This is a genomic window from Exiguobacterium sp. s80 (genome assembly GCF_018618725.1).
GTDB classification, from domain to species: domain Bacteria; phylum Bacillota; class Bacilli; order Exiguobacteriales; family Exiguobacteriaceae; genus Exiguobacterium_A; species Exiguobacterium_A oxidotolerans.
In genome coordinates, this window is the sequence record NZ_JACSMP010000005.1 from 62,380 (window position 1) to 87,205 (window position 24,826).

The 24,826-nt window shown below is 44.4% G+C and carries 23 protein-coding genes, 1 tRNA gene and 1 other annotated feature; of the genes, 8 read left to right on the forward strand and 16 right to left on the reverse strand.

Features of this window, described 5'->3' with window-relative positions:
• Positions 1–53: 53 nt before the first annotated feature.
• Genes liaF through KNP94_RS10555 form a run of 3 tightly spaced genes read left to right on the forward strand, consistent with a single transcriptional unit; the run spans position 54 to position 2,421 of the window.
• On the forward strand, positions 54–773 hold the full coding sequence (gene liaF / locus KNP94_RS10545; protein ID WP_029332724.1) for a cell wall-active antibiotics response protein LiaF: 720 nt from the start codon (positions 54–56) through the stop codon (positions 771–773).
• Positions 770–1,795, forward strand: a complete 1,026-nt coding sequence (locus tag KNP94_RS10550) for a sensor histidine kinase (protein WP_034801180.1) — start codon at positions 770–772, stop codon at positions 1,793–1,795. Before liaF ends, KNP94_RS10550 begins: the two co-directional genes overlap by 4 nt.
• Entirely contained in the window at positions 1,792–2,421 is a 630-nt protein-coding gene (locus KNP94_RS10555) for a response regulator (protein WP_029332722.1), read from the forward strand. The genes KNP94_RS10550 and KNP94_RS10555 overlap by 4 nt, the downstream gene beginning before the upstream one ends.
• A 498-nt stretch (positions 2,422–2,919) precedes the next feature.
• Here the strand turns inward: KNP94_RS10555 and KNP94_RS10560 are convergent, their stop codons facing one another.
• The 8 genes from KNP94_RS10560 to KNP94_RS10595 form a co-directional block, all read right to left on the reverse strand.
• A complete protein-coding gene (locus KNP94_RS10560) occupies positions 2,920–4,611 on the reverse strand; it encodes a b(o/a)3-type cytochrome-c oxidase subunit 1 (RefSeq protein WP_088836390.1) in 1,692 nt (563 codons plus the stop codon).
• Complete coding sequence (locus KNP94_RS10565; RefSeq protein ID WP_088836389.1) at positions 4,612–5,082, reverse strand: cytochrome c oxidase subunit II; 471 nt, start codon at positions 5,080–5,082, stop codon at positions 4,612–4,614.
• Positions 5,083–5,094: 12 nt separating this feature from the next.
• Positions 5,095–5,208 (reverse strand): cytochrome C oxidase subunit II, encoded by a 114-nt coding sequence (locus KNP94_RS10570; protein ID WP_152638917.1) that lies wholly within the window; start codon positions 5,206–5,208, stop codon positions 5,095–5,097.
• 791 nt (positions 5,209–5,999) lie between these two features.
• Positions 6,000–6,707: a Crp/Fnr family transcriptional regulator gene (locus tag KNP94_RS10575; RefSeq protein WP_214766658.1), complete on the reverse strand. Its 708-nt coding sequence runs from the start codon at positions 6,705–6,707 to the stop codon at positions 6,000–6,002.
• A 169-nt stretch (positions 6,708–6,876) separates the two neighbouring features.
• Complete coding sequence (locus tag KNP94_RS10580; RefSeq protein ID WP_214766660.1) at positions 6,877–8,259, reverse strand: aldehyde dehydrogenase; 1,383 nt, start codon at positions 8,257–8,259, stop codon at positions 6,877–6,879.
• 191 nt (positions 8,260–8,450) lie between these two features.
• A complete protein-coding gene (gene deoD / locus KNP94_RS10585) occupies positions 8,451–9,158 on the reverse strand; it encodes a purine-nucleoside phosphorylase (protein ID WP_029332717.1) in 708 nt (235 codons plus the stop codon).
• Positions 9,159–9,186: 28 nt separating this feature from the next.
• Positions 9,187–9,891, reverse strand: a complete 705-nt coding sequence (locus tag KNP94_RS10590) for a response regulator transcription factor (RefSeq protein WP_088836386.1) — start codon at positions 9,889–9,891, stop codon at positions 9,187–9,189.
• Positions 9,891–11,648, reverse strand: a complete 1,758-nt coding sequence (locus KNP94_RS10595) for a sensor histidine kinase (protein WP_214766662.1) — start codon at positions 11,646–11,648, stop codon at positions 9,891–9,893. The genes KNP94_RS10590 and KNP94_RS10595 overlap by 1 nt, the downstream gene beginning before the upstream one ends.
• A gap of 208 nt (positions 11,649–11,856) precedes the next feature.
• Between KNP94_RS10595 and KNP94_RS10600 the strand changes: the two genes are divergently transcribed.
• Positions 11,857–13,146 (forward strand): NCS2 family permease, encoded by a 1,290-nt coding sequence (locus KNP94_RS10600; RefSeq protein ID WP_214805447.1) that lies wholly within the window; start codon positions 11,857–11,859, stop codon positions 13,144–13,146.
• A 107-nt stretch (positions 13,147–13,253) separates the two neighbouring features.
• Here the strand turns inward: KNP94_RS10600 and KNP94_RS10605 are convergent, their stop codons facing one another.
• A complete protein-coding gene (locus KNP94_RS10605; protein WP_088836383.1) occupies positions 13,254–14,537 on the reverse strand; it encodes an ABC transporter substrate-binding protein in 1,284 nt (427 codons plus the stop codon).
• Between the two features lie 189 nt (positions 14,538–14,726).
• On the opposite strand from KNP94_RS10605, the gene KNP94_RS10610 reads away from it, so the two are divergent.
• On the forward strand, positions 14,727–16,190 hold the full coding sequence (locus tag KNP94_RS10610) for a potassium/proton antiporter (protein WP_088836382.1): 1,464 nt from the start codon (positions 14,727–14,729) through the stop codon (positions 16,188–16,190).
• 18 nt (positions 16,191–16,208) lie between these two features.
• Here KNP94_RS10610 and KNP94_RS10615 read toward each other — a convergent pair whose 3' ends face one another.
• The 5 genes from KNP94_RS10615 to KNP94_RS10635 all read right to left on the reverse strand — a co-directional run bounded on the left by KNP94_RS10615 (position 16,209) and on the right by KNP94_RS10635 (position 20,420).
• Complete coding sequence (locus KNP94_RS10615; RefSeq protein ID WP_214766664.1) at positions 16,209–16,808, reverse strand: DedA family protein; 600 nt, start codon at positions 16,806–16,808, stop codon at positions 16,209–16,211.
• Positions 16,809–16,827: 19 nt separating this feature from the next.
• The gene (locus KNP94_RS10620) at positions 16,828–17,046 is read right to left on the reverse strand and encodes a hypothetical protein (RefSeq protein ID WP_214766666.1); all 219 of its coding nucleotides are present in this window, start codon (positions 17,044–17,046) and stop codon (positions 16,828–16,830) included.
• 157 nt (positions 17,047–17,203) lie between these two features.
• Entirely contained in the window at positions 17,204–18,178 is a 975-nt protein-coding gene (asnA, locus tag KNP94_RS10625; protein ID WP_214766668.1) for an aspartate--ammonia ligase, read from the reverse strand.
• A 66-nt stretch (positions 18,179–18,244) separates the two neighbouring features.
• Positions 18,245–18,502 (reverse strand) — a binding site (T-box leader).
• Between the two features lie 143 nt (positions 18,503–18,645).
• Complete coding sequence (locus KNP94_RS10630) at positions 18,646–19,533, reverse strand: carbohydrate ABC transporter permease (protein ID WP_214766670.1); 888 nt, start codon at positions 19,531–19,533, stop codon at positions 18,646–18,648.
• The gene (locus KNP94_RS10635; protein ID WP_088836377.1) at positions 19,530–20,420 is read right to left on the reverse strand and encodes a carbohydrate ABC transporter permease; all 891 of its coding nucleotides are present in this window, start codon (positions 20,418–20,420) and stop codon (positions 19,530–19,532) included. Before KNP94_RS10635 ends, KNP94_RS10630 begins: the two co-directional genes overlap by 4 nt.
• Before the next feature lie 167 nt (positions 20,421–20,587).
• On the opposite strand from KNP94_RS10635, the gene KNP94_RS10640 reads away from it, so the two are divergent.
• Positions 20,588–22,267 (forward strand): formate--tetrahydrofolate ligase, encoded by a 1,680-nt coding sequence (locus KNP94_RS10640; protein ID WP_214770034.1) that lies wholly within the window; start codon positions 20,588–20,590, stop codon positions 22,265–22,267.
• 10 nt (positions 22,268–22,277) lie between these two features.
• On the forward strand, positions 22,278–23,246 hold the full coding sequence (locus KNP94_RS10645; RefSeq protein ID WP_088836375.1) for an alpha/beta fold hydrolase: 969 nt from the start codon (positions 22,278–22,280) through the stop codon (positions 23,244–23,246).
• A gap of 306 nt (positions 23,247–23,552) precedes the next feature.
• Here the strand turns inward: KNP94_RS10645 and KNP94_RS10650 are convergent, their stop codons facing one another.
• Positions 23,553–23,972, reverse strand: a complete 420-nt coding sequence (locus tag KNP94_RS10650; protein WP_088836374.1) for a hypothetical protein — start codon at positions 23,970–23,972, stop codon at positions 23,553–23,555.
• Positions 23,969–24,514, reverse strand: coding sequence for an imm11 family protein (locus KNP94_RS10655; RefSeq protein WP_235195200.1), 546 nt, complete (start codon positions 24,512–24,514; stop codon positions 23,969–23,971). Before KNP94_RS10655 ends, KNP94_RS10650 begins: the two co-directional genes overlap by 4 nt.
• A 172-nt stretch (positions 24,515–24,686) precedes the next feature.
• On the opposite strand from KNP94_RS10655, the gene KNP94_RS10660 reads away from it, so the two are divergent.
• Positions 24,687–24,760, forward strand: a tRNA-Gly gene (locus KNP94_RS10660).
• The last annotated feature ends 66 nt before the right edge of the window (positions 24,761–24,826 follow it).

Here is a 24,826-nt window from a genome sequence, read left to right on the forward strand (position 1 = left end):
TTTGACGAAGGAGGCCCTTGCCTCCCTTTGTCATGTCAGGGAGGAGATTGATCGTGCGACGATTAAGTACAAAACAATTAGTCGGCTACGTGTCGATCCTATTCGCGCTCGGATTATTTTATGATTTGATGACTGGAGCCGGAAACGTCTTATTTGGAATCTTATTCCCGTTCTTGTTGTATTATGTCGGGATTCATTTTCGGCGTCGCGGTCATGAAAAACTGGCCATCCTGTTTTATATCGTCGGTACGATTATCTTAGCTGGAGTCGTCTTGAGCTCGGCAGCTGTCGGATTCGTCATCGCCGGAATTTTGCTATATCTCGGAATTATCCTTGTCACCCGACACTCCGTCCGCGAATTTTTCTTTTCGAAGATTTCACCACGTCTTTATGAAGAAGAAGGCATTACGATCCAACCTGCTTACTCGTTTTCGACGCAGTCTGAAACACCTTACGTGTTAAAAGACTTGAGTGAACAGTTCATCGTCAAAGATTTAGAAATCGATTTAACGCATGCCTATGTCCCAGAAGGTGAAACACTCATCGTCATCAGTGGTGTCGTCGGAGATGTGCGTATTTTATTACCTTCAGGATATGACTATACGCTTGATACGTCGATTGGTTTTGGAAGCGTCAAAACAGATGTCCGCCGGATCCCGACATTTTTTAACCGTCGCATTCAGTTCCGGGCACCACAATATGAAGAAGCGACTCGAAAAGTCCGCATTCACGTCATGCTTGGCATCGGTAACGTGGAGGTGACCTCGATATGAAACGTGATCACTTCCCGCTCGGTGTCATCGCGCTCCAAGTATTGACCGGATTTCTGACAGCCGTCGTGACGACTGGTTTGTTTTTAAGTACACGCCAAGTCGATTGGCATGTACTTTTCGTCCGTCAACAAGATTTACCTGTCTTATTGCTTGTCGTCGGATTATCCCTGTTACTTCCGCTCGCAATCGGCAGCATCCACTACTTCTTTTTACGTCGTGACTTCAAACGTGTCACAACTGCCATCATCGAACTCGAGCAAGGAAAAGAAGTCACGATTGTCAACGGACCTTACTTCCACACACTGACCCGCCTCTCACGAATTGGGAAACGAATCGATGAACAGGTCGAGACGGTTCAAAAAATCAGTACACGTCCGCAACACGTCGAACAAGTTCGTGTCCAAGCCATCACGGAAGAACGGAAACGGCTCGCACGTGATCTCCATGACTCCGTCTCCCAACAACTTTATGCCATTTCGATGATGACGACGGCTGCCAAACAAACGATTTTGACGCAACCGGAAACGGCAGCGAAACAAATTGACTTAGTCGAGACGATGGCACAGACGGCGCAATCAGAAATGCGTTCTTTATTGCTCCAACTACGTCCCGTTGAACTCGAAGGGATGACGTTGCAACAAGGACTAACCCAACTGCTCGAAGAACTATCACGAAAACAATCGACGCAATTGAGCTGGAAACTCGAACCGATTGAATTACCGCGTCCGATTGAAAATGAATTATTCCGCATCGTTCAAGAAGGCTTAACGAATGCTTTACGCCACGCGAAAGCATCGCACATGAATATCGAATTGCGTCAATTCAATGAGACGATCATCTTGAGTATGAATGACGACGGTGTCGGCTTTATCGTCGACGAGAAAAAACTCGCCTCGTACGGGATCAACTCGATGCGCGAACGTACGGCTGAAATCGGTGGGACGATTCGCCTCGTCAGTGTGCCCGGTCAAGGAACGCAGATTGAAGTCAAACTTAGAAAAGAACGGATGGTGCAAGTATGATACGCGTATTATTAGTCGATGACCATGAAATGGTTCGCGCTGGAGTCTCTGCCTTTTTATCGACCCAACCTGATATTGAAGTGGTCGCAGAAGCTGCTGACGGACAAATCGGAGCGAAACTTGCTCTTGAACATCGCCCTGATGTGATTTTGATGGACTTAGTCATGGAGCCGGTCGATGGTGTCGAAGGAACACGTCTGATTCGCGCCGAGTGGCCGGAAGCTAAAATTTTAGTCGTCACAAGTTTCTTAGATGATGAGAAAGTTTATCCCGTCATTGAAGCCGGTGCGATGAGTTACGTCCTAAAAACGGCAAGCGCGTTTGATATTGCGGAAGCAATTCGCAAGACAGCGAGCGGACAATCTGTCATGGCAGCTCAAGTGACAGGTAAGATGATGGAACGCCTGCGCAAACCTGCTAGTCAACTCCACGACGATTTAACGGAGCGTGAACAAGAAGTCTTACAGTTGATGGCGCGCGGTATGGCCAATCAAGAGATTGCAGACGAACTGTTCATCTCCCTAAAAACAGTCAAAACGCATGTTTCCAACATTTTATCAAAGCTCGATGTCGTCGATCGGACGCAAGCCGTCGTCTATGCCTTTAAGCACCACATCGTGAAGTAATCTTTTACTTAGTTTTTGCACTCGTCTACGCATCCATTCATTAAAAAAAGGGTCAGCTTATCAAAGCTGGCCCTTCAGACTGTAAACAACGTGCGATTGGGAGATTAAGCGTCGTGTTTCGTTGCTTTCCTCGGGCGAGGCGCAAGCCGTTGCTCCTTGGATCCTAGCGGACAACGAGCAGGGTCTTGCCTGCCTCTGAAAGTGCGTTAAAAACGCACTTTTTCCCGCAGGAGTCAATGAAAAGTGACGCTTTTCAAGTAATACCGTGAAGGAAATCCAGGCGTGGAGACGGTTTAGAGCGCGATCCGTCTCAAATCGCTTTTAAAGCGAAAAGCAATCGGTCGCGACCCTGCAGCTTTGCTGTAGCGGCGTGACCGGTTGCCGCTTTGAAGACGAGGCGAGACAGGAAAGCACGAACGGATTGCTTCTCAATATAGCATTTTCACCCTTCAGCGTGTATAAAAAGTGCTAGTAAGCTATCAGCACTTTTCGATAGGGCTACCAGAGTTTCCAACCTGGAGCTCCAGGAGGCGCATTATCAATCATGTGCCAAATCGGTACTGTGTAAGCAAACGCAATCAAAGCAAACGTCACGAAAATCCAAAGTTTCCAGTTCTCAAAGAAGAGTGGTGTCTTCATCGCTGCTTCCTCTGTTTCCGCGACAGGAAATTCAGTACTTCCTTTCGGTGTCCGGAAGGCCAGTTGGAACATCGCAAACAAGAATAAGAGGATTGAAATAAAGAGGATCGTACCACCGATTGCCATCGCAACGTGATAGGGAATCCAATCTGCGACGAGCGAATCTTTGAAATATGCCGCAGGACCCGTCCGTCTCGGATTGCCAAGCAAGCCTGAAATATGCATCGCAGTCGACATAAAGAGCATACCAATCGTCCACGTCGCCGTCTGGATGAGACCAATTGTATTAATCCGTTTTGTTAAGGTCCGTCCTCGTAATAATGGAACAAGCCAATAGGCCGTTCCAAAGAACGTCAACGCGACTGCAGCCCCGACTGTGATATGGAAGTGACCTGTCACCCATAAAGTGTTATGCACGACGATATTCAATTGGTGAGAAGCATTGACGACACCACCGGCTCCAGCCGGGATGAAGAACAACATGCCGACGAACGGTGCAAGAAAGCGGACATCCCGGTACGGCATTTTCTTGATCCACCCAAATAGTCCGGTCGCACCTTGACGACGACCTGCTAGTTCAAATGTCGCAAACATCGAGAATGCTGTCATCAATGAAGGAATGATGACAAGGAACGTCAAGACGACTTGGATGTACTTCCAAAATGCTGAAATACCGGGTTCGAGCAACTGATGGTGAAAACCAACAGGGAACGAGAACAATAAGAACAGTAAAAATGACATTCGTGCTAAAGCATCTGAAAAAATCTTACCCCCAACAATCTTTGGAATGACCGTGTACCATACGATATAGGCTGGCAATAACCAAAAATAGACGAGCGGATGACCAAAATACCAAAATAATGTCCGGGATAATTCGATCCCGACCTTATCCGTCCAACCGAGTGATAACGGCAAGAGTTGAAAGAGAATCGTCGCTGCGACACCTAGCGTGGCGATGACCCACAACAAAGCCGTCATAATGCTCATATAGGCTTGAAGTGGTGGATGGACATCCTTATGTTCTCGTTTGTAATCCGCGTACATCCGGAACATTGCGGCAGAAGAAACCCATGTTCCAACAACGAAAATCACGAGTCCGATATAAAAAACAGGGTGTGCCTTCAGCGGCGCATAAAATGTGTAGAGAACGGATGCTTCACCTGCTAACACCATCCATGTGACAAGGAGGACACCGACAATCATCAACCAGAATCCAACCCAGCCCAAGCGTCTCGGAAACTCTTCAAAACGCCCGAACGACTGTCCTAAAAATGAAAATAAAAGTCCAAATATGAATAATGTCGTAAAGACAATCGCAAGCATTAGTCCGTGAGCCGTCAGCAATTCATAATAACCGACTCCAGCAATTTCTGGAATGACTCCAGTACGGACGAGTGTCTGTAGTAGACCACATAGTCCACCGATCAGTAACGCCACAAGTGAAAAACTGACGTAGGCAAATCCGAGTTTTGCTTCTTTTAATCCAATCTCTCCTGCGGGGATTCCCCGCTCCATCTCAAACTCCATTAATTTTTTCGAAATCGCATTCATTTATTCCACCACCTTAATCTTAGTCGACATCATGTGATGCGCCGATCCACAATATTCATTACAGACAATTAAATATTCACCAGCTTCTTTAAATGTGTACTCGATTGAATTGATATGTCCGGGAACGACCATCATATTGACGTTCGTCTTGACGATTTCAAATCCATGGACGACATCTTTCGACGTCACCAGAAAATCGACGGTCGCGCCTTTTTTGATAATCATGTCTTGCGGTGTGAACTGGAAAGCTTGTGAGACCATGACGGCCTCATATTTATTGTCGTCAATTTTTTTTAGACCCGGTTTATCAAATGGCTTCGTCTGATCGACTTGCGTCGGGTCAATCAATGTTGCATCCGACGGTGGTTGATTATCAGAAGCGAATGCTGATACGCCAATGATGATTAAAAAGACTGCCAACATGATACAACCGAATACTAACCATATTTTTTCTAAACGATGAATATGCACCCTGATTCCCCCTTATCTTGAAGTGAATAATAAAAAGATTGATCCCCACATTCCGATGATGACTCCGGCAACGATAAATACAGCGATAAACGTTCCCTTCAGTTCTGTATCTGATTTCTGACGCATGATCAGTAGCTCCCTTCCGTCGTTGAATCGGTGACTTAACCTACCTTTATTTTAGAAAAAGACACCCTTCGTAATATGTGATAAACGTCACACCAATTGTGACGATTTCGCGCTTTTCTTTTATAAAACACACATAAAGTTCACAACTTGTTACGTACTGAACATATTACGTACTGAACATATTTTGAACCGTTACTGTTTGTGCGACACAAAAAAGGACCGCATTCAAAAAGAATGTGATCCTACAGCGTGTAGACAAACTATTATGAAGAGTGAACATACTATAACGAGAGGCAATCCGTTCGCGCGTCCCTGTCTCGTCTCGTCTTCAAAGCGGCAACCTTCCGCGCCGCTACAGCCAAGCTGCAGGGTCGCAACCGATTGCTTTTCGCGGTTCTAAGCGATTCGAGACGGATTGCGTGCTAAACCGTCTGCATGCCAGGCTTTCCGTCACGGTATTTCTATAAAAAGCGTCACATTTCGTTGACTCCTACGGGAAAAATTTCGTTTTCAACGCACGTTCAGAGGCATGCAAGACCCTGCTCGTTGTCCGATAGAACCAAGGAGCAACGGCTTGCGCCTCGCCCGAGGAAAGAAACGAAAAAAGACGCTTGATCTCCCGATAGCACGTTGTCTACAGCCTGAAGGACCACATTCAAAAAGAATGTGATCCTAGACTGCTGATAAGTTCTTCTGAAGTTTAACGCGTTGCGGTTCCATCAAAAGGATGTTGGAGCAATTTTTAAGTCAGCTCCAGCGTATGGCTCCGTAAGCTAACGCTCAAGTTAAGTTTAAATCCGGCAGACACCGACAGGACACCCTTCACAGTGGCAAAGATCGCGTAAATAGTTGGCATCATGAACGATGATTTTAGTCGTCGTCATCGAAATGACATTGTCTTTTTTCCACTGAGAAAACATCCGGTTGACCGTTTCACGTGGTGCCCCGATCAACTGACCGAGTTCAGTATCCGACGGTCGCTTTGAAATCACGTAATCGTCATCGACTTTTTTTCCGTCCATTGCGATTAGTCGTAAGAGTGTCGAAGCGAGTGCCCCTTGTTTCCCGAACAATAAGAGGTCACGTAACTTCGTTTCCGTTTGTTTTCGCATCAAGGCTTGCCAGCGCATGATATCTAATGCGAATGTTCCATCTTTTTTCATCAAATCTTCGAGTGTCGATTTCGAGATGAAGCCAATGACACTGTCCTCCATCGTTTCGACACTATAGGAGCTTGGAAATGCTTCTCCGACATCGAATTCACCAAATAAGTCACCTTTGAAATATAAGAACATCATTAGCGGGCTACCTTTTTTCGTGAGCTTTGATAGTTTTACACCACCTTGTTTCACATAAAAAAGTTTATCGTTCATTTCCCCTTCCCAACAGACGATTGAGTCTTTTTTAAAAGATACCTCAGTCATGAACTCTTCAAGTAATTCACGTGTCTCACTCGACAACACGAACGTATTGGCTTCTGTCGTCCCACAAGTAAGCATCTCGCATTCTCCTTTCCGTAGCTTCTGCCTTCAGTATAGAACATCACAAGGGAAAATAGCGTTTTTTCAAAAGATTGTCAAACTTTGTTCACTATTTCACAAATTAAATAAACAAAAAAAAGCCAAGGTAGACCGATTGGATCTACTCTTGGCTCCGTTTAAGTCCCATTTATAATAAATAACGCATCCATTTTGAATCGGTATTCGAGCGCATGTAGCGGAACGGCAAATCGAACTTCGTCGTATTGTTGACGACTCCTTTACGGTGGCTGAACGTCTCAAAGCTGAATTTCCCATGATAGCCACCGATACCACTTCCGCCGACCCCGCCAAATGGCAAGTTATGTTGCGCAACATGCATCAACGTATCATTGATGCATCCACCACCAAATGACACACGATCGAGTACACGATGCTGAACAGCTTTACTTTCTGTGAAGAGATAGAGCGCCAACGGCTTATCACGGTCATTGATGAAACGGATGACCTCTTCCACTTCACGATAAGAATAGACTGGAAGAATCGGTCCAAAGATTTCTTCTTGCATCAACGGACTTTCTGGATCAACGTCCGTCATGACGGTTGGTGCCATCTTTCTCGTCGCTGCATCGACTTGACCACCAAATAAAATTTCACCTTGGGGCAAGTAGCCACTCAATCGATCCAAATGACTGTCTGAAACAATCTTGACGTAAGAATTCACACCAACACCATTACCATACTGGGCAAAAGCTTCCTTTTCAATCAAGCGTAAAAATTCCTCGCGGACGTCTTCATGGACAAAAACATAGTCAGGGGCGATACACGTCTGTCCTGCGTTTAACCATTTGCCCCAAGCAATTCGTTTTGCAGCAAGCTTTAAGTTCGCATCACGGTGAACGATCGTCGGAGACTTCCCGCCGAGTTCAAGCGTGACAGGTGTCAAATATTTCGCCGCTGCTTGATGGACGATTTTTCCGACACGCGTCGACCCCGTAAAGAAGATGTAATCAAACTTCTCTTCAAGAACAGCTGAACTGACGTCCGCATCCCCCTCGATGACAAGTCCAAATCGTTCGTGAAATGCCGTTTCAAAGACTTCACGGAGAACACGCGAGACGTTTGGTGTTAGTTCTGATGGTTTCAAGACAACCGTATTTCCGGCAGCGATCGCCCCGATGATTGGTGCAACAGCGAGCTGGAAAGGATAGTTCCACGGCGCGATGACGAGCACGTTTCCGTATGGTTCATAATGGATGTCACTTTTTGACCCGATATGTAACAACGGTGTCCCGACTCGTTTCGGTTTAGCAAGTCGGCGAAGTTTCTTCTCCATCCGTGCGAGTTCGCCGTAGACGAATCCGATTTCCGTCGTAAACGCATCTTGACGTCCTTTATTCAAGTCCGTTTTTAATGCCTCATAAATTGCTTCTTCATGCGTTTCAATCGCTTGCTTTAAAAACGTCAACATACTTAGACGAAACGCAACACTTCGCGTCGCGCCTGTCTTAAAGAAATTACGTTGCGTTTGAACAAGATTCGAAATTGTTGATTCAGTCATCGTCGATTCCATCTCGTGTTCCTCCTCATGGTCTAGGCTTTCTTTTCCTCATTCTATCATAGCGAATGAGCAATGATTCAATCGTATGCTCCCTCTTCTTTGTGATTAGACAAAAAAGCAGGACTCGAAACGCGAGTCCTGCTGTGTTCGTTTCATGAAGACAGTGATTTTACCATCCGCATCGTCTTATTTCATCTGATTGATTACAGCTGAATCGCTGTTTCAAGTGCCACTTTCATCATATCATTGAACGTCGTTTGGCGTTCTTCAGACGTTGTTTCTTCTCCCGTTAGGAGGTGATCTGAAATCGTCAAAATCGTCAAGGCATTGACTTTATGTTTTGCAGCGAGTGTGTAGAGACCTGCTGCTTCCATCTCGATTGCGAGGCAACCGAAGTCCGCCCATTTTTTGAAGTGGTGGAAATCATCTTGATAAAATTGATCCGTCGTGAAGACTTGACCGACTTTTGCGTCGATTCCGTGTTCTTGTGCCATTGTGTACGCTTTATGCAATAACTCGAATGAAGCTGTCGGCGCATAATCCAATCCATTGAAACGGACACGATTTTGAGCCATGTCGTGTGAAGCACTCATCGCGATGACGACGTCACGTACTTTTACATCCGGTGTAATCCCGCCCGCTGTACCGACACGGATCAAGTTTTTTGCACCATACGATTGAACGAGTTCATTTGCATAAATTGACATCGACGGAACACCCATACCTGTTCCTTGAACGGATACTTTTTTCCCTTTGTATGTTCCTGTGAAGCCATACATCCCACGCACTTCATTATAAAGAACAACGTCCTCTAAAAATGTTTCGGCGATGTACTTCGCGCGAAGAGGATCTCCCGGAAGTAAAACTGTTTCTGCGATTTGACCTTCTGCTGCATTAATGTGTACGCTCATGTACGTTTCCTCCTTGACGTTCGTTTAATTAAATAGATAACAACTCTCTAAACTCATTCGGTGTCATGCCGAATTGCTTCTTAAATACTTTTCGAAAATATTTATCATCCTGATACCCGACTTCAACGGCAATCTCATATATACGGGCGTTCGTCTCTCCCAGCAATTCCTTTGCCCGATTTAGACGAATCGTTTGGATATAATCCGATAAGTTAACCAAAAAACGCTGTTTAAAGCGCCTTGATATATATTCTCGGCTTAAGTAGAAGCGCTCACTCATGAGCTGGAGCGTTAACTCTTCCGCATAATGTGTCTCGATATACTTCGCAATTTGATCAATCGCCTCTCCCTGCTCTTGAACTGGGCAAATCAGCTCCATCGCTCGGGAAAGCGCATCATTTAAAACATCTGGATCGATCGGTTTCAATAAGTAATCAAACGATTGATGTAAGATCGCACGACGCATATACGTATAATCATCATAACCTGTCAACACGATCGTGACGACCTTTGGATGATGATTTTTTGTCCATTCTAATAAACTTAATCCGTCTACTCCCGGCATTTCAACATCGGTCAGCATCAATCCGACTTTTTCTTCATTTAAGATTTTTTTCGCAGCTGCTCCATCCTCCGCTTCAAAAATATGCGATACTTTCCAGTCACCCCATTCACCAAGTAACTTTACAGCGTCACGAACATGTTGTTCATCATCAACGATTAGTACATTCATTACAATTCCTCCTGTTCGATTGGAATTCGGATAGTGATTCTGAATCCACCTTCTATTGGAGATTGGAGCGTCATGTTTGTGCGTTCACCGTAAAAAATTTGAAGACGTTCGTATATATTGTGTAAGCCGATGCCAGATGTTTGCCGGTCTTCAGGAGCGCGATGTGCCCGCATTTTTTGGTTAATCATCTCAAGATCTGCCTCAGACATGATCGGTCCGCTGTTTTCGACGCTAATGATCAGTTGGTCCCCATCGGTTCTAATTTTGTACGCCAAGTAATTTTCTAACGCATCACTTTGCTGATTAAAGGCATGTTTAAAGTAATTCTCAGCGAACGGTTGCAAAATCATTTTTGGTACTTCAATCGGGTTCATGTGCCACGGGACATCGACGATATAACGAAATTTTTCTGGGAAACGCTGTTGTTGTAAGCGCATATACCCTTGAAGATGGTCGACTTCTTGCTTTAATGTGACAATCGTCTGTTCGTTGTTCATCGAATAACGCATCATTTGTGAAAGACCGGTTATCGAACGGTAGGCGACTTTCCGGTCCCCTTGCAACGTCGTTGTTCCGATTGATTGTAGCGCATTAAATAAGAAGTGTGGATTGAGCTGTGATTGCAACGCACGTAGCTCGTTCGTCCGATTTTCAAGTGCTAACCGGTATTCTCGTTTAATCAAACGATCCATCCGGTGCACCATTCGTTGAAACTGGCGATTCAATAAACCGATTTCATCATTTGTCGTCGCGACAAAACGTGTGGAGAGGTCCCCTTGCTCGACCCGCCAGACATTTGCCGTCAATTGTTTGATCGGTTTTGTAATTTCGAGTGCGACGAGACTTGCCGCCATAATCATTAATAGAAGTGACACTAAACCAATCACCAATAAAATGATTGCCGTTTCATTTGCTCCCTTGATGACAGAAGCATAAGGAATTTTCTTGATCAGTGTAATCGGCACGCCTTGCTTTTCGGTCTTCACATACACGATGAACGAGCTACCGACGTGCATGCTCCCACTTTTTCCAGTCATTTTTTCAGTCGTCACCGGTAATGTCGTTCCTGTCTTCGCGATTAAGTGATTCCCACTCATTAACCATAATGATTCGTCCGGTGAATTTTCAAACAGCTGTAGTTGTTGTTCAAATACTCGAACTGGAATGTCTACTGACAAAAAGCCGATGGGTTCACTCGTTTCGACGCGATCAATCCGGTAACGAAAACTGACGACTTCTTTTTCATCAAGAATCATCGTCCGAGAATTATATGCTGTAATCACATGTTCCGGGTCTATCAACCAACCATTTTCTTGTTGCATCAATCGAAAATAATCAGTCTCTTGTAACCAATCAAATTTGCCACGACCGGAAGTCTTCATATTATAGACAGAGTATTCCGAGTACCCTTTTAAAATCACAAAATGAATTTGTTCAACATCCTGTCTTGATAAAAAGAGACCGAGTAAGGAACGAGCGACGACACTATCTGACTCACCAAGCTCAGCATCGGCACCAGCATTCATAATATTCATCAATGAACGATTAGCGTAGAGACTTGTTGATAACCGTTTCACGTCTTCCATATAATGACTGATTTGACTATTTCCGCGTTGGAGAGCGCTTAAACTCGAACGCTCGGCTTCTGCAATGTTTTGCTGACGTACATATATATAAGAAGCAGTTGTAGCAAGTGTTGTCGGAACCAAGATAGCGAGGGCTACAAGTAATATAAGACGCGTCCGGATGCTCTTCATTTTGCCACCTTCCACCCTTTTTCTTCTAATAAATAGTATAGCACAACTGTATCCGCTTACATCCACTTCCTTTTAGCGCTTACGATGGTTTATAGATCAAGTTATCCATAATATACTTAAAAAATAATCCTTGATTCCGAATGAATAATCATATAGTATCGTTAATGTTCGTTTTTTAATTAAACTCATCGAAGGTGGTTCTCTATTTATGTTTAAGCTTTCTGCCCATAATACGACCGTGAAACGTGAAATACAAGCCGGGTTCATTACGTTCATCACGATGGCCTATATTTTAGTTGTCAACCCAACGATTTTAGCTGATGCGGGCATTCCGCAAGCACAAGCATTTTCTGCGACCATTATCGCTACACTCGTCGGAACGCTTTTAATGGGGTTATATGCGAATCTCCCCATCGCCGTTGCACCGGGCATGGGACTGAATGCGTACTTCACGTATACTCTCGTCATCGGTGAAAAAATTCCTTATCAAACAGCACTCTCTGTCGTCTTTGTATCCGGAATCATTTTTCTATTGCTCTCGTTGTCTCCAATCCGGACGAAACTGATTGAAATCATTCCACTGACACTCAAGTTAGCGATCACTGGTGGAATTGGACTTTTCATCGCTTCACTTGGACTGAAGATGTCAGGTATTCTTGTTGCAGATGAAGCGACTTTGATTACGATTGGCTCACTGTCTTCACCAGAAGCTATTATTACACTCATTGGTTTGATGACTGCTGCCATCTTAACTGTCAAACGTGTTCCAGGTGGATTACTGTACGCGATGATTCTTGCGGGTGCGCTCGCTTTCATCACGGGAGAACTCAAATTTTCAAATACACTCACGGCTTGGCCAACATTACCGGAAGGCTTGTTAGTCACAAACCCTTTCACAGCGATTCAAGATGTCTTTCAATACGGACTCTTTAGTGGTGTCCTTTCGTTCGTCCTCGTAACGATGTTTGATACGACAGGTACGATGGTCGCAGTCGGTGAACAGGCCGGACTGATTGAGAAGGACGGTTCACTTAAAAATAGTGATCGTGCTTTATTATCTGATTCAATGGCGATGGTCGTCGGTTCGATCTTTGGTACAAGTCCTACGACTGCTTATGTTGAGTCTGCTTCTGGTGTTGCTGCCGGAGGACGTACTGGTTTAACGTCGGTCACAGTCGGTCTGCTCTTTGCGCTCGCAGCGATTTTCGGACCAGTCGTCCAAGCGATTTCAGGTGTTCCTTCGATTACGGCACCCGCTTTAATCCTTGTCGGTGCATTGATGCTTCAAAACATCAAGCAAATTGCGTGGGAAGATTTCAGTGAGGCCTTCACTGCTTTTCTAATCATCATCATCATGCCGCTTTCAGGAAGCATCGCGACCGGAATTGCCTTCGGATTCATCGTCTATCCGATCATGAAAGCCGTACAAAAGCAACGGGTCCATGCCTTAATCTATCTATTTGCCATCCTGTTCTTTATCCAGTTATTTTTCTTATAAGATGTAAAAAACTCCTCTTCCCTATCATCGATTCGATAGGAAAGAGGAGTTTTTCATGTCAATCCCCACCATGTAAACCACTGGTCTGAGATCGCTGTAGTTACTGCTTATTTTTTCATTTTCATCCATGTCTTTGTGAAGTCCTGTAACATCTCTTCTGACGTTTTTTGTTTACCGATATAGGCTTGCATGATTGCTCCGTATTCATTTACAGCACCATCCGGATATTTGAACCAGTTCCATGAGATCGTTTTGCCCTCTTTCGAGTAAGCTTGAATATCTTCTGCAAGCGGTCCTAAGTCCGTCGCTTCGATGGATTTAAAGGCCGGAATGAACTTAAATTTATTGACCATATAGTCTTTTCCTGTATCCGATGTCGCCATCCACTCGAGGAACTTCTTACCTTCTTCTTTATTCTTCGAGTTTTTATTGACGACCCAGTTATTCGGGACACCAACCGGAAGACGGTCCATTTTTTCTTTATCATCATTGATCGGCATCGGGATGAAGCCCATTTCGATGTCCGGGTTCACATCCGTGATCAACTGTTGCGCCCAGTTCCCTTGCTGAATCATCGCTGTTTTTCCTTCAGCAAACTGTGTGACTTGTGTATTATAGTCTGTCGTCAACGGATTTTTATTCCCATATTCAATCGTTAAGTCAAAGAGATCAATAAATTCTTTAAACTGTTTGTTGTCCTCGAATTTCCCTTTTCCTGCGTTTAAATCTGCAATAAACTGGTCGGGATCATCTTGTTGCGCCATCGGAATATTCAAGAGGTGATTTCCGAGTACCCACCACTCGCCATATCCGATTGAGAACGGTGTCACACCATCTGCTTTAAGTTTTTTAGAAGCATCCGTCAGTTCCGTTAATGTTTTTGGTAAGTCTGTGATGCCAGCTTTTTTAAAGATTTCTTTATTATAAATAAAACCATAGCCTTCTAAGTTCATCGGCATACCATATAGTTTTCCATCAATCGTCATCGGTTCTTTTGAAAGATCAGTTAAGTCACTGACCCACTCCTCGTCTGATAAATCTTCAAGTTTATCTTGCCACGTTTTTGCTTCAGCAAAACCACCATTATTGAAGACATCCGGTTCATTTCCTGACGCGAACTGTGACTTCAAGGCTGCACCATAATCCGATCCACCACCGACTGTTTGAACGACGACCTTCGTTCCTGTTTCCTTTTCGTACTCTTTCGCCATTTGTTCCATGTCTTTCGCAATCTCCGCTTTAAACTGGAATACATTAAGCGTCTTTCCATCTTTGGAAGAATCACTGTCCTTAGAATCGTCGCTATTTAGCGTCCCACCACCACATGCTGCTAATGCGACGACCATTGCCGTAGTGACGACTGGTACTGTTGCCCATTTACGTTTACGCATTCGGATACCTCCCTGATTTCGAGTTGATAATCGTGCTACGCTTTTACAATAAATGAAAACGCTACCAAATAAGATAGATAATTTTGTCGGGTGTGGTGGAAAATATTGAACAGTCGTTATCCGACCGAAAAACTCGGGATTAGTGTATAATGAAGTTAGAATTAAATTTTAACAAAGGAGTTTGATGCAATGTCCTTACCTTCGATTATTTTACTGATTGGTTCTTTGTTGTTCATCGCTGTCTGGACAACAAAATTATCTAGCCGCTTTAACATACCTGCTTTACTTATTTTCATTTCTTTAGGAATGATTGCTGGTAGTGATGTCACGGGCTTCATTCGTTTTGACGATGCAGAGTTGGCACAGTTGTTCGGTACGATTGCCTTAATCGTCATCTTGTTTGAAGGTGGTCTTCAAACGGTCTGGAAAGATGTCAAAAAAGAGCTCGCCCCATCTTTGTCCCTCGCGACGTTCGGTGTGTTCATCGCAACGACTGTCGTTGCCGTTGCTTCCCACTATATTCTTGGCTTTAACTGGCCCAATTCCTTTTTACTCGGAGCCATCGTCGGGTCGACAGACGCGGCTGCTATCTTTTCTGTGCTGAGTGGTCAATCCGTCCGGCGTAAAGTGGGTTCAACCCTCGAAGTCGAATCAGGGACAAATGACCCAATGGCTGTATTTTTGACGGTTCTCTTTCTTGAGTTTGTCACCAATCCGCAAGATGCCTCTCTTTTAAACGGCTTGTTTTCACTCACTTGGGAGATGGTTATCGGATTGTTACTTGGACTCGCGATTGGTTGGGTCGCTTCTGCTGTGATCAACCGAATCGATTTAAGTTCTTCTAGTTTTTATCCGATTCTCTTGATGTCATTTGGTTTCCTCTCATTCGGTATTGCTTCTGCTTTCTCAGCAAGCGGATTCTTAGCTGTCTATGTCACAGCCATTTACATCAGCAACCATGAACTTGTCTATCGGCAGACACTCGTCCGTTTCACGATGAGCATGGCCCATCTCGCTCAAATCGGAATGTTCATCGTACTTGGTCTACTCGTCTTCCCGAAACAGCTGCTTGATCCTCAAGTCATTCTTTCGTCTATCGCGCTAGCTTTGATTTTGATTTTCATCGCTCGTCCACTTTCTGTTTGGTTAAGCTTACTGCCGTTTAAATACAGTTGGCGTGAGAAGATTTTTATCTCGTTTGCAGGTCTTAAGGGTGCTGTTCCAATCATTCTCGCTACTTATCCACTTGTTGCAGGAATTGATAATGCCTCGATGATTTTCAATATCGTCTTCTTCACAGTGCTACTTTCGACATTGATTCAAGGGAGTTTGTTAAGTTTATTAGCTGACCGCTTACACTTAAACGAAACGGGCTCATCAACAATTCAAACCGTCATCGAATTTATGTCGATTGGAAAACCAAACGCTGAAATCATTGAATTAACGATTCCACGTCACCATCCGTTCATCGGAAAAATGATTTCAGATATTCAACTCCCTCAAGAATTTTTGATCACGGCAATCATCCGTGACGACCAAATCATTACGCCGCGTGGTGATACTGTATTCGAAGGAAATGATCAACTGTTGTTGTTGACACCGAAACACCGGATTAAAACGTTAAAACGCTTCCTGTTCCCTAAAACGTCATAACAAAAAGGAGAATCGTGTTTACGATTCTCCTTTTTTCGATTTCCGACGATAAATAATGTAACCGACGATTCCGATGATGATAATCCCGAGAATCCACCACAGTTCTTTTTCAAGTGCTTTTAACATCGACTCTGCACGTGCTACCCCAAATTTTTCTCCTAGCCAAATATAGAAGAACGAGACCGGAAATAATCCGACACTCGAAGCAAGGATATAACGCTTGAAGGAAAGATTAAATAGTCCACAGGGAATCGAGACAACCGACCGAACGACAGGAAAGAAACGACCAAATAGTGCTGACCACGTTCCGTATTTCGAAACAATTCGTTCCCCTTGATCGATTTCCCGTTCTTTAATCAATAACCATTTCCCGTAACGGACGAGTAATGGTCGTCCAGCATAACGACCTAAAAAATAAAATAATGTCGCTCCCATCAGGCTACCAAAGAAGCCGATTAAGACAGCCGTCGTCCAGCCGAGTGTTCCGTTTGAGACATACAGACCCAGTAAGGGTAACCCGACTTCTGCCGGAATTAATTCAGTACCTAATCCAAGAATCATAATCCCTAAAAAAAGCCAGAGATTTGACTCTCCAGCTGCAAATAACCACTCTAACACGCTTGACCCCTCCTCTTTTTTAACCTCGCGGACGGAGGAGATAATAGATGATGACGACAAGTGTCGTCCATACACCAGTGAAAATACCAATCACACCTACAATAAAGAAACCTAGTGCTACCATTGAGCCTGTTTCTTTATAATCACGCCACATCGTTCGAAGTCCTTTAATGTTAAACCAAAGAAATAGAACAAATAATAACGCAAATACCAGTCCTGTAATGAGTAATGCAGACATGTCTTCACCTCTTTCTTATTTATTCTTATGCCCATTATACGTCAATTCAACACGTTTTCCCTCCGTCTAAGGTCTTATGAACTTACTCATACTAAAAAAGAGACCCCACGTTTGTGAGATCTCATTTTCATTTCTTCTATATAATATAGTCACTCGCTTACAGGAGGTGCACACCTTGCTCGCGGTACGAACGACGCGTTTCCTCTGACCAGACGGATGCTTGGACTTCCCCGATGTGACGTTTCTTCAATAGGAACATCGCCATTCGTGATTGCCCGATCCCTCCTCCCATCGTCAACGGGAGTGTCTCTGAAAGAACACCTTGATGGAAAGGAAACTCTAATTTTTCGTGTTCTCCTGTCGTCTTGATTTGAGACAAGAGTGCCGCCCGATCGACGCGAATTCCCATCGATGATAACTCAAAAGCACCAATTTCCGGGTGATGAACTAAAATATCACCGTTTAGTGACCAGTCGTCGTAATCAGCTGCTCGGCCATCATGTTTTTCTCCAGAAGCTAAAGCTCCGCCGATTTGCATAAGGAAGACCGCACCGTACTCTTTTGTAATTGCCGTTTCCCGCTCTTTTGATGATAGGCTCGGATACGAATCTTCGAGCTCTTGTGTCGTCATGAAATGAATCGTCTTCGGTAACGTCGCTTCAATCCCGAACTGCTCTTGAACTTCTAATTCAACTTGGCGAATTGTTTCATAGATGGATAAGACCGTTGTCTTTAATGAATCGATTGTCCGAGCTTCTTTTGAGATGATCCGTTCCCAGTCCCATTGATCAACATGAATCGAATGTGTCGCGTCGAGTACTTCATCCCGACGGATCGCATGCATCAATGTATATAGCCCTTCGCCTTCTGCAAACCCATATGTGTGCAACGCTTGGCGTTTCCACTTCGCGAGTGACTGAACGATTTCAAGTTCTACTTGATGATCGATTGCATCAAAGCGAATGACACGCTCCGTTCCGTTTAAGTGATCGTTGACACCTAGTGTGCTTTCTACGAATAAAGGTGCTTCTACACGTGTCAATCCGAGTGTTTTAGAGAACTGGTCCTCAAAGCGTTTTTTTACGAGTGTGATGGCTTCCTGTGTCTGTTTCATCGATACGAGTGTTGTCATGGTTTTCTTCCTCCTCAATTGTGTTTTGAAAAAGAAGCCATAAAAAAGAGCCCTTCTCTCCCAAGAATATGGGACGAAAGACTCGGTTCCGCGGTACCACCCATGTTAGTAGCAAAGCTACTCACTCAAAAGACTTGATGAATCATCATCTCAATCTTCGGCCATATGATAACGGACAGGCATTTCCGGCTACGCCTACTGACAATCGTGTTCGGGTAGCGACTCCAGGATGTTCTTCACAACTTGTTTCCGACTGGGCTCTCACCGTCCCCAGCTCGCTAATACGGTTTTTCAAGGTGTTACTCTTCCCTTCAACGTCGTTGTTACAATTGAATTGAGATTATCGTACACTATGCCGTCACACTTTGAAAAGCTTTTTTTTTCAAAAAAATAAAATTGTCTGATTAGTCTGATTAAGTTTATCAAGCAAAAGCGTTCCCGCAGAAGCGAGAACGCGCTTTCAAAAATCATTTGATGGAACCACTCGTAATTCCTTGAATGATTTGCTTTTGCATCGCGAAGAAGAAGAGCAGTAACGGGATGATACCAAGCACGAGTCCGGCAAGCGCCAAGTCCCATTGTTTCGTGTATTGACCGAAGAAATAGAAAGTCGCCAGTGGAATCGTCCGTAAATCAACATCACGTAACATCAGCGATGGTAACAAAAAGTCATTCCAAATCCAAAGCGTGTTCAAGATGACGATTGTGACCGTAATGGGCTTAAGGAGCGGGAAGACGATCCGCCAAAAGACACCCCACTGTGAGCAGCCATCGATAATGGCCGCTTCTTCGATTTCTTCCGGAATGGATTTCATGAACCCATGATACAAGAAAATCGATAATCCTGATCCAAACCCGAGATACATCAAGATTAAGCCCCAGTAACTATTTTGCAAACCGAGCTGACCCGATAACTTCGATAACGGAATCATGATCGATTGGAACGGAATGATCATCGCTGCGACGAACAAAAAGAAAATAATCGTCGACAAGCGTGTTTTCGTCCGAACGAGTTTCCATGCCGCCATCGAACAGAAAATAACGATGATTGCATTCGCACCGACCGTGATGATGACGGAATTCAAGAATACTCTTCCGAAGTTCATCGCTTCCCAGGCATCCACGTAGTTTGAAGCCATCCACTCTTTTGGAAGACCGGATGTATTCGTAAAGATGTCCCCTCTCGACTTAAACGAATTCGAAAGTACGTAGTAAAAGGGAATCATATAGAGCAGTCCCATGATGAGCGCCGCAATTTCGACCATTCCAAGTCGAATCGAATAACGTCCCTTTTTTTTCGGTTTTTGTTTTGGCGTTTGTTTTTTTGGCGTCGGTAAAGGTTGGGCTGTACTCATGCTTCCACCTCCCGCTTTTTCGTTAAGTAGACCTGTGTGACTGTAATCGCCGCAACGACCACAAAGAAGATGACAGCCTTCGCTGAACCAAGTCCTAAATTATTATTTGTAAAGGATTCTTTGTAGATGTTCAAAGCGAGCATCTCTGTCGACTTGAACGGACCACCGTTCGTTAACGATAAGTTCGTGTCGAACAGTTTGAATGACCAGGAAATCGTTAAGAATAAGCAAATCGTCACCGACGGCATGATCAATGGAATCGTAATATTACGCAGTGTCGATAAGCGATTCGCTCCATCAATTTTTGCCGCTTCAACCAATTCTTGCGGTACATTTTGTAACGCAGCGATATAGATGACCATGATGTACCCGCCACCTTGCCAAATCGAGACGATGACGATTCCCCAAAAACCTGTTCGGGCATCTCCGAGCCATGGTAATTCAAAAAGACTCCAACCCGTTAACTCGCCAATCGAAGAAAAACCTTTCACATAAATAAACTGCCAGATGAACCCAAGAATCAATCCACCAATCAAGTTCGGCATAAAGAAAATCGTTCGTAAAAAATTACGAGTCCGAATGTTTTGTGTTAATAAAAATGCCAGGATGAATCCAACTAGATTGGTCAAGACAACAGCAACAATTGTATAGCGCGTCGTTAACCAAAATGACTGTTGGAACTGTTCATCACTCGTAAACAATCGAACATAATTGTCAAAACCAATCCAATTCAGTTCACCTGTAATCCCGTTCCAATCCGTGAATGAATACATAACGCCATTAAAAAATGGAACAAGAACAATGACCGCGAAAACCAAAAAAACCGGTCCTACGAACATCCAGAAATCCAGTCCGCGTTTTAGTTTTTTCTTATTGCCTGATGCCATTTATCATCCCTCCTCTACCTTACATTACGAAATTCGACAAAAAATGAAAACGTAACGATTTGACTCTTTGGGTGGAAAATATTGAACGATTATTTGGCGTGTCTGTTTTAGATACGCTACTATAAGGAAATAGAGAGAAATCTATAATTGGAGAGGGAGAAGCTGCCATGGAAAAAACCATTCGTTCTGACTTAGAAATTGCACAACAAACGATTTTAAAACCAATCTCTGAGATTGCTGATCAAATCGGACTTACGGAGGCTGATTACGACAGCTACGGAAAGTACAAAGCAAAGTTAAGTGATGGATTAGCAACTCGCCTCGCAACTAAAACGGATGGGAAGCTCATTTTAGTCACAGCCATCAACCCGACGGCTGCCGGTGAGGGAAAATCAACTGTGACCGTCGGTTTAGGTCAAGCACTCCATCGTCAAAATCATAAAACGATGATTTGTTTACGCGAACCCTCCCTTGGACCAACTATGGGATTAAAGGGTGGCGCTTGTGGCGGTGGGTATAGTCAAGTGTTACCGATGGAAGAAATCAATCTTCATTTCACTGGAGACATGCATGCGATTACTTCGGCTCATAATACGATTAGTGCTTTACTCGATAATCACATGCATCAAGGAAACGAGCTTCACATCGATCCACGTCGCATCACCTGGAAACGCGTTCTCGACTTGAATGACCGCGCCCTCCGAAACATTACGATTGGTCTAGGGGGACCCGCACACAGCATTCCACGACAAGACGGTTTCGATATTACAGTCTCTTCCGAAATCATGGCCGTCTTATGCTTAGCCGACTCCTTAAAAGATTTAGAAGAACGGATCAGCCGGATCGTCGTCGCTTATTCTTATGATCAGCAAGCAATCACGGTCAAAGACATTGAAGCGTCGGGTGCTGCGACATTACTGCTAAAAGAAGCGTTCCGTCCGAACCTTGTCCAGACCGTCGAAGGAACACCCGCTTTAATTCACGGCGGGCCATTTGCAAATATCGCCCACGGCTGTAACTCACTCATCGCAACACGGACTGCACTTAAGTTAAGTGATTATGTCGTGACAGAGGCTGGATTCGGCGCTGACCTAGGGGCTGAAAAATTCTTCAACATCAAATCAAGAATTGGTAATCTCCATCCAGATGCTGTTGTCATTGTCGCGACGATCCGAGCACTTAAGATGCATGGTGGCGTCGCAAAAGATCAACTCGTCGAAGAAAACCTAGCCGCCTTAACAGAAGGACTGGCGTTGCTCGAAAAACATGTCGAGACGATGGATGTATTCGGTGTTCCCGCTGTTGTCGCACTCAATCGATTTTTCACTGATACAGAAACAGAACGGCAAACCGTCTTAACATGGTGTCGCGAACGAAACATTCGCGTCGCAGAGAGCGAAGTCTTCAGCCAAGGTGGTGCTGGTGGCGAAGCACTCGTCAGTCAAGTCATGGAGGCACTCGAGGAAGAGAGTCAATTCAAACCGTTGTATCCAGCAGAGTTACCCCTCAAGCAAAAAATCGAACGAATCGCAACGCGTGTCTATGGTGCTGCTGACGTACATTTTGAAGACAAAGCATTGCGCGAACTTGAACGTTGTGCAGAACGCGGGCTGAATGACCTGCCGATTTGTATGGCGAAAACACCGTTTTCTTTAACGGATGATCCATCAAAATATGGTCGGGTCGAAGGATTTACCATCACCGTTCGTGAAATCAAGCCGGCCATCGGTGCCGGATTCATTATTGCTCTAACCGGGAATGTATTAACGATGCCGGGTCTTCCTAAAAAACCGGCTGCTAATCAGATGGGGATTTCTGAAGACGGAACAATCTTTGGTCTTTCGTAATCAAGAGAGGATGAGACATGTGACAATTAATCATACACACTGGATTGCTTCTGATGGCTATACAACAAATATGCGGATCCTAGAAGCACAAGCACCAAAGGGAGTCGTCATCGTTTTCCATGGCATGATGGAACACGGGGCACGCTATGACGAATTCGCAGAATTTCTCAATGCTCACCACTTCCATACTTTCATTCCCGATCTTCGCTGTTTTGGTGAACGTGCGCAGCAGCAAGATGCCCTCGGTCATCTAGAGCCGAACCAAGGGTTTGAACAACTCATTCAGGACGCAGAGGAGCTCGTACAAGATATTAAGCAACAGTATCCTGAATTACCGGTTTTCGCATTCGGACATAGTTTTGGTTCCCTCATCTCACGACGCCTTGGTCAAACGCTTGGGCATGTACTAGCAGGCGTCATCGCTAGTGGTCCACCTACCGATGCTGGAGTTTCAGGAACAGTCAGTAAACAACTCGTTAAACGGTTGATTGCTAATACTTCCGCCAAACAACCAGCTGAAGGGATGGGGCGTGCTGTATTCGGTCGATACAACTTACGTTTTTTCCCCGCCCTTTCGTCGAATGCCTGGTTATCCTCGGACCCACAATCCGTCTTGCGGTATGATGAAGATCCACTTTCAGGGCAGACCGTAACACTCGGATTTTTCCATGAGCTCTTGACGGCAACCAAATCCGTCAATGCGCTAGCAAATCTTTATCAGCACCCACGGCATCTCCCCCTTCTACTCGTCGCCGGAGAAGATGATCCGGTCGCCTTTGATGGAAAAGGAATTCACGCATTGTTTGATGCCTACAATCGCGTTCGCGTTGAAGATACTCAACTGACCGTCTATCGCGGTTTACGTCATGAACTCTTCCATGAGTTCGAACGCATTCGTGTGTTCGCAGACATTGCCGGTTGGTTGAATAATCATATCAATGCTCCATATCCTGCTTCTATTCGAAAACAGGGCTCTTAATCGAAACAAAGAGCTGACGTTAACGTCAGCTCCGGCTGTAAATAAACTTTTAGGACGAGTGAAGAGCATGTTGGCGTGTCCGCCCTGAAAAGTGCGTAAAACACTTGTTTACTGTATTTCAAAGAAAAAGGGCTTTTCGCTACGGGAACCAAGTGTGCATCCAGTCATCATGAACGAGATGAAGCAAAAAAACGCCGATGACTCCGTATGAAAAACGGAATCATCGGCGTTTCTTATGCTAAGGACGAAACGGTCCATCACAAAGAATTGTGAAGGGAATCGTTTTGAATTAGCACCTTTTTCAACTCAAGAAATCCATTTTAAAGATGTCATGATTGTTTCGATTTCTTCTAACTCGAGCGATTCGCGATCCGCTGAGTACGTTAATAATACAAGGCGTTCTCCATCTGAATACGCAAAGATGCGAAGGAAAATTCCTTCCTCTTTTCCATCTACTGCGAGCAACGCTTCTTTTGTTGAATTACGACGCGTTTCAAGTGGACTCGTCAATTCGATATCAAATTCTTCAACCAACAAGTTGATTTCTTGTTCGGCTGCTTCGAATGGCGTCAATTCCTCCGATTCCGATTCATAAATCGAAAGTTGTAAGGTTCCCATCGCATTTTCTTCTGTCGAATAAAAACTGACAAAAGTCTCTTCTTCTTGATATTCAAATGCTTGTGGATATTCAAGTGTAATCCAATTATCGACCGTGTATTGTTTCATATTAATTCCTCCATTCGATTTATCTCGTCAAATTGTATCCCGGTCACGGTTAATCGTTCTAAATACCGTGCTAGCTGACTGGAGACGAAAATTCGATCTGTCAGTTCGTCTCGTAATAGATGATGGACACCGAGCGAATCTTGAACGAGTCGCTCTGTCATGAAGTAGACATACTTTTTTCCGATTGGTCGGAAAATGTTCGTCTTATGTAGATGTTCCACCCGTCTGACCGCTAGTATATTGATGAGATAGTAGTTGCTCCATCCCGATCTCGTTTGAAGTTGAACCCGAAGACATTGAACAGAAAACGGTGTAAACTGTTCAAGCGCCTGTTTCATCCGTTCAGAGACCAGCGGGATGTTCAACACGTTCGGAAGCACGTCCGGTAACATATCCGCATCCTGTTCAATCGAAAAGGCAAGTAAGCTTGCGTTAAGGAACCACTCTCCTGTCGTGAAGCGATGACGATCGATTTGATGATGGCATTGTGCCCTCCATCCTTTTCCCATCGGCTGTTCGCTCCAAACTTGAACTTTGTTCACTACTCATACGCTCCTCTATCCATCTTCAGCCATTCACAATCGTTACAGGAAGCTCATGTAAACGATTTAGCTATTATTATTGTACACATAAAATCAACCGAAATAGCTTTTTTTCATAAAAGTTATGGAAATAACTGCTTTGCTATGCTACTATATTTCATGTAGCACTCATGCGGGTGTAGTTTAGTGGTAAAACCTCAGCCTTCCAAGCTGATGATGAGGGTTCGATTCCCTTCACCCGCTCCAATTTTAAGACATAACATAGGTCAACGACCATAATCCCTCTAGAGGGCAGGCGGCTTGCGCGATGCA

Coding starts and splice junctions, on each gene's coding strand:
- KNP94_RS10550 (WP_034801180.1), top strand. CDS start 770: ATGAAACGTGATCACTTCCCGCTCGGTGTCATCGCGCTCCAAGTATTG.
- KNP94_RS10555 (WP_029332722.1), top strand. CDS start 1,792: ATGATACGCGTATTATTAGTCGATGACCATGAAATGGTTCGCGCTGGA.
- KNP94_RS10560 (WP_088836390.1), bottom strand. CDS start 4,611: ATGAATGCGATTTCGAAAAAATTAATGGAGTTTGAGATGGAGCGGGGA.
- KNP94_RS10570 (WP_152638917.1), bottom strand. CDS start 5,208: ATGCGTCAGAAATCAGATACAGAACTGAAGGGAACGTTTATCGCTGTA.
- KNP94_RS10575 (WP_214766658.1), bottom strand. CDS start 6,707: ATGCTTACTTGTGGGACGACAGAAGCCAATACGTTCGTGTTGTCGAGT.
- KNP94_RS10580 (WP_214766660.1), bottom strand. CDS start 8,259: ATGGAATCGACGATGACTGAATCAACAATTTCGAATCTTGTTCAAACG.
- deoD (WP_029332717.1), bottom strand. CDS start 9,158: ATGAGCGTACACATTAATGCAGCAGAAGGTCAAATCGCAGAAACAGTT.
- KNP94_RS10590 (WP_088836386.1), bottom strand. CDS start 9,891: ATGAATGTACTAATCGTTGATGATGAACAACATGTTCGTGACGCTGTA.
- KNP94_RS10595 (WP_214766662.1), bottom strand. CDS start 11,648: ATGAAGAGCATCCGGACGCGTCTTATATTACTTGTAGCCCTCGCTATC.
- KNP94_RS10600 (WP_214805447.1), top strand. CDS start 11,857: ATGTTTAAGCTTTCTGCCCATAATACGACCGTGAAACGTGAAATACAA.
- KNP94_RS10605 (WP_088836383.1), bottom strand. CDS start 14,537: ATGCGTAAACGTAAATGGGCAACAGTACCAGTCGTCACTACGGCAATG.
- KNP94_RS10610 (WP_088836382.1), top strand. CDS start 14,727: ATGTCCTTACCTTCGATTATTTTACTGATTGGTTCTTTGTTGTTCATC.
- KNP94_RS10620 (WP_214766666.1), bottom strand. CDS start 17,046: ATGTCTGCATTACTCATTACAGGACTGGTATTTGCGTTATTATTTGTT.
- asnA (WP_214766668.1), bottom strand. CDS start 18,178: ATGACAACACTCGTATCGATGAAACAGACACAGGAAGCCATCACACTC.
- KNP94_RS10630 (WP_214766670.1), bottom strand. CDS start 19,533: ATGAGTACAGCCCAACCTTTACCGACGCCAAAAAAACAAACGCCAAAA.
- KNP94_RS10635 (WP_088836377.1), bottom strand. CDS start 20,420: ATGGCATCAGGCAATAAGAAAAAACTAAAACGCGGACTGGATTTCTGG.
- KNP94_RS10640 (WP_214770034.1), top strand. CDS start 20,588: ATGGAAAAAACCATTCGTTCTGACTTAGAAATTGCACAACAAACGATT.
- KNP94_RS10645 (WP_088836375.1), top strand. CDS start 22,278: ATGAGACATGTGACAATTAATCATACACACTGGATTGCTTCTGATGGC.
- KNP94_RS10650 (WP_088836374.1), bottom strand. CDS start 23,972: ATGAAACAATACACGGTCGATAATTGGATTACACTTGAATATCCACAA.